Origin of the sequence: Bradyrhizobium sacchari, assembly GCF_002068095.1 — a bacterium.
In the GTDB taxonomy this organism is placed as follows: Bacteria; Pseudomonadota; Alphaproteobacteria; order Rhizobiales; family Xanthobacteraceae; genus Bradyrhizobium; species Bradyrhizobium sacchari.
In genome coordinates, this window is record NZ_LWIG01000007.1 from 499,150 (window position 1) to 502,377 (window position 3,228).

At 63.4% G+C, this 3,228-nt stretch carries 5 protein-coding genes; 2 read left to right on the top strand and 3 right to left on the bottom strand.

Annotated elements, in window-relative coordinates; translation table 11 throughout:
* Window positions 1-281: 281 nt before the first annotated feature.
* The gene (locus tag A5906_RS42930) at window positions 282-431 is read right to left on the bottom strand and encodes a hypothetical protein (RefSeq protein WP_167523534.1); all 150 of its coding nucleotides are present in this window, start codon (window positions 429-431) and stop codon (window positions 282-284) included.
* A 218-nt stretch (window positions 432-649) separates the two neighbouring features.
* Window positions 650-1,477, bottom strand: a complete 828-nt coding sequence (locus tag A5906_RS08800; protein ID WP_080134805.1) for a dienelactone hydrolase family protein — start codon at window positions 1,475-1,477, stop codon at window positions 650-652.
* Window positions 1,478-1,638: 161 nt separating this feature from the next.
* Between A5906_RS08800 and A5906_RS08805 the strand changes: the two genes are divergently transcribed.
* Window positions 1,639-1,863: a DUF2093 domain-containing protein gene (locus A5906_RS08805; protein ID WP_080134806.1), complete on the top strand. Its 225-nt coding sequence runs from the start codon at window positions 1,639-1,641 to the stop codon at window positions 1,861-1,863.
* A 121-nt stretch (window positions 1,864-1,984) separates the two neighbouring features.
* Here the strand turns inward: A5906_RS08805 and A5906_RS08810 are convergent, their stop codons facing one another.
* On the bottom strand, window positions 1,985-2,290 hold the full coding sequence (locus A5906_RS08810) for a hypothetical protein (RefSeq protein WP_080134807.1): 306 nt from the start codon (window positions 2,288-2,290) through the stop codon (window positions 1,985-1,987).
* Window positions 2,291-2,810: 520 nt separating this feature from the next.
* Between A5906_RS08810 and A5906_RS08815 the strand changes: the two genes are divergently transcribed.
* Window positions 2,811-2,993: a hypothetical protein gene (locus tag A5906_RS08815; protein WP_245326645.1), complete on the top strand. Its 183-nt coding sequence runs from the start codon at window positions 2,811-2,813 to the stop codon at window positions 2,991-2,993.
* Window positions 2,994-3,228 lie beyond the last annotated feature (235 nt).

Consider the following 3,228-nt stretch of genomic DNA (forward strand, 5'->3'; position numbering starts at 1 on the left):
GGGGGGGGGGCGGTGCGCGCTCTCGGTGTCGTCCTGGCGAAAGCCAGGACCCATACCGCGGAATCTATCGATTGCAGCCGGTATCAGTCCCGAACGACCAATCTTCGCCAAACCACTCCCTGGGGTAATGGGTCCTGGCTTTCGCCAGGACGACGATGGAGTTGGGACGCGCGCTCTCACCGCTGTCATTGCGAGCGCAGTGAAGCAATCCAGAATCCCTCAACGTAAAGACTCTGGATTGCTTCGCTGCGCTCGCAATGACGGTGTGGGTGTAGCCAGCCCTACCTGCAGGACAATCCCGCATCGATCGTGGTCCAGAAGCCGCAATGTTCCGGCGCGAGCTGTCGGGCGCCGGCGTGGGCTTCGTACAGGAAGATCGAGACGGTGAAGACGATCAGGGCGGAGGCAAAGAGCGTGATGCGGTTGCGCATGTGAGATGCGTTTAATCGACATCGTGGTCGAATGATGGCAGGGCCATGTGCTGAAACCGCGGCCGTGCGCGATCCGTAGATTCACGGTCGGCCATTTTCCGTGCAGGGCGGTGGTCGATGCGGGGCTGTCCGCCTGAATTGTTCCACGGGCAGCTCCGCTTTGGTGGGTCCCCTTAGCCCGGATGGAGCGCAGCATGATCCGGGCTACGACGGTGCTCTCACCGCGCCAGCCATTGCGCGACTTCGTTCTGCGAGTCCACGCGCGCCTTGGCGTCCGTGCCGAGATGACCGTGCTCGGGCGCGGCGGCGTCGCTGCTGCCGCTGGCTGCGTGCAGCGGCGTGTTGGCGCGGTCGAAATCGTGATAGGCGCCGGGATAGACCACGATGCGCGCGAGCGCGCTGCGGCCGTGCGCGCCGTCCACCATCTGGCGGCAGGCCGGCGGCGACGACACATCGTCACTGTCGCCAATCAGCACCAGGGTCGGCACCCGCGCGCTCCATCCCAGACCCGCCGAGATCCGGCAGTCCGGATAGAACGCGATCGCGGCGCGGAAATCCGGTCCCTGATCGCGCGCCGTGCTCTGCGGACGCACCGCCCACAGCAGCGCGCTGGCGCCATTGGCCCAGCCGATCAGGCTGACGCGGTCGCGCGCGACCCAGGCCTGCTTCATCAGCCAGGCGCGCGAGGCCGCGATGTCGGCGACACGCTCACGCCGCGCCTTGACGTGGCTCTCCTTGACGCGGCACTGCGGCCCGAGCTCGCGCGAGCCGTAGCTGTCGGGCAGCAGCACGGCGTTGCCGGCCTTGAGCAGGCGCTCGGCCCAGTCGCGATAGCGCGGCAGCACGGGATCGGCATGGCCGCCGAGGCCGCCGCAGCCATGCAGCGCGATCACGGTCGGAAACGGTCCCTCGCCCTCGGGCTTGTAGAGCTGCGCATGCAGCGTCCCCGAGGCGAGCGGAATCTCGACCTGGCGCGGCGCGGGCGCCGACGCCTGCGCGGCCGACATCAGGAGCGCCAGGAACAAGGCGGTTAGCGGAAGGCGCATGGGACTCTGCGTCAATATCCTTCGGCCCAGCACTAACACGGGGAAACGGCGCCAAAACATCACAAACCGGTGGGTTTGACGGGCGGACAAGCCACCCTATCTATGCTACATCCCGTCCGACACATCGTGCCCTTACGGGCCTTCCACGGAGACTTTCGACCGTGCTGAACAAGTTCGGCTCTTCCGGCCATGGCGAAGCGCAGGTGCAATATCTCGACGGCGATTTCCGCGTGATCTCGCCGGGGACCTTCGTGCGCTGCGCCATCACCGACACGCGGATCCCGCTCGACGAATTGAAGTACTGGAGCGTGGATTTGCAGGAAGCCTACGCCACGCCCGGCGCCGTGCTGCAGCGGCATTTTCCCGGCGCGCTGAAGCAGCCGTGATCCCGTAGGGTGGGCAAAGGCGCGCAGCGCCGTGCCCACCACCTCGCCATGATCGCGAGCAGCATGGTGGGCACGCGTTGCTTTGCCCCCTCTGCGATAACGCGCTTGCGGCATCGTTCTGCTATTGCTGCTCCGTGCCATCCGTGCCCACGCAGGTCTTGACAAAGCTCTTCCTGCTCTCGCCGACGACCTTCTGATCGATCGCCTGCTTCAGGCAATCGAGCCGCGCCTGCGCCATGCAGAGCTGCATCTGGTCGCGCTTGTCCTGTCCCTTCAGGCTGGCCGTCGTGGCAAGACAGGTGACGCGCTTGGTCGCGGGAACCGGCACCGTGGTGGGAGCGGCGGACGGCGTCGCCGTCTGCGCGGACACGGGCGCAACAATCAGACATACAAGGCCGGCGGCGACAGCGGCGGGCGGAAATTTCATCGCATTCTCCTGATCGTCCGGAACCGATAGAGGTCTTGCGATGAATGAGGCGTGAATGGCAGGCCGCCTGCGGATTGGCAAAGCGTCGTGGCGCGTGGTGCAACCTATCGCAGGCATGAAAAATAGATGTGTCGAGGTCCCCGCGACGTTCGCGCGCACCTGAGACCTGCGCGCCTCACCGCGACATGATCCTCATCATGCGATGCGCGTTGCATCGAATCGTGTCTGCACTCCGAGGTAAGTCATTTCGCTTTGTGGTTGGAATTTTCGTCGCGGTCCGGCGCGCTTAAGTTGTTTGACGAAGTCTTGCTGAAACAGAGCGCTGCTAAACTGCGTGTTAGGTAATTAGCCCTGTTCTTTTTATCGCACAGACGATCAAGTCAACCAAACGGCCGTCGAGCTTTGGAATTGGCGCAGTCTGTGAACGGGCTCATATCGAAGAGCCACCTGACGGGCTACGATCACCTCGAAATCCGCGGTGGAATATCTGTAAATTCAAAGTCAATCGATGGGGGTGATCATGCCCATCATACTGGACTTGCTCTATCGCGAATATTGCCGCGCCCGTCTCGCTGAAATGCGCAAACAGCTTCTGATCGCCGCTGAACGTTTTGAAGCTCTCGAAGCGGATTTTCGTCGTGCGGATCAGAGCGACGATGAGGGCGCGGCGGTACGCCGCAAGACCGGCCCCGCGCCGAATTGAAGCGGCCAAGGACCGGCAATCTCAAGACCGGCAATCTCTCCCGCGTGACAGTGACCAAGCAATTGGCAACAGTTTGCGAGGCAGCGATGAACACACCCGAATGCTATACCGTCATGGTAACCTGCGTCTCGTGCCTGACCATCATCGGAATGATGTTCGTTGGAGCGTGGTGAGCGCGACTGACCGCTGAACCGCGGTCGCGGACCCACAAGGCAGCGATCAGCGTCTGGAGAAC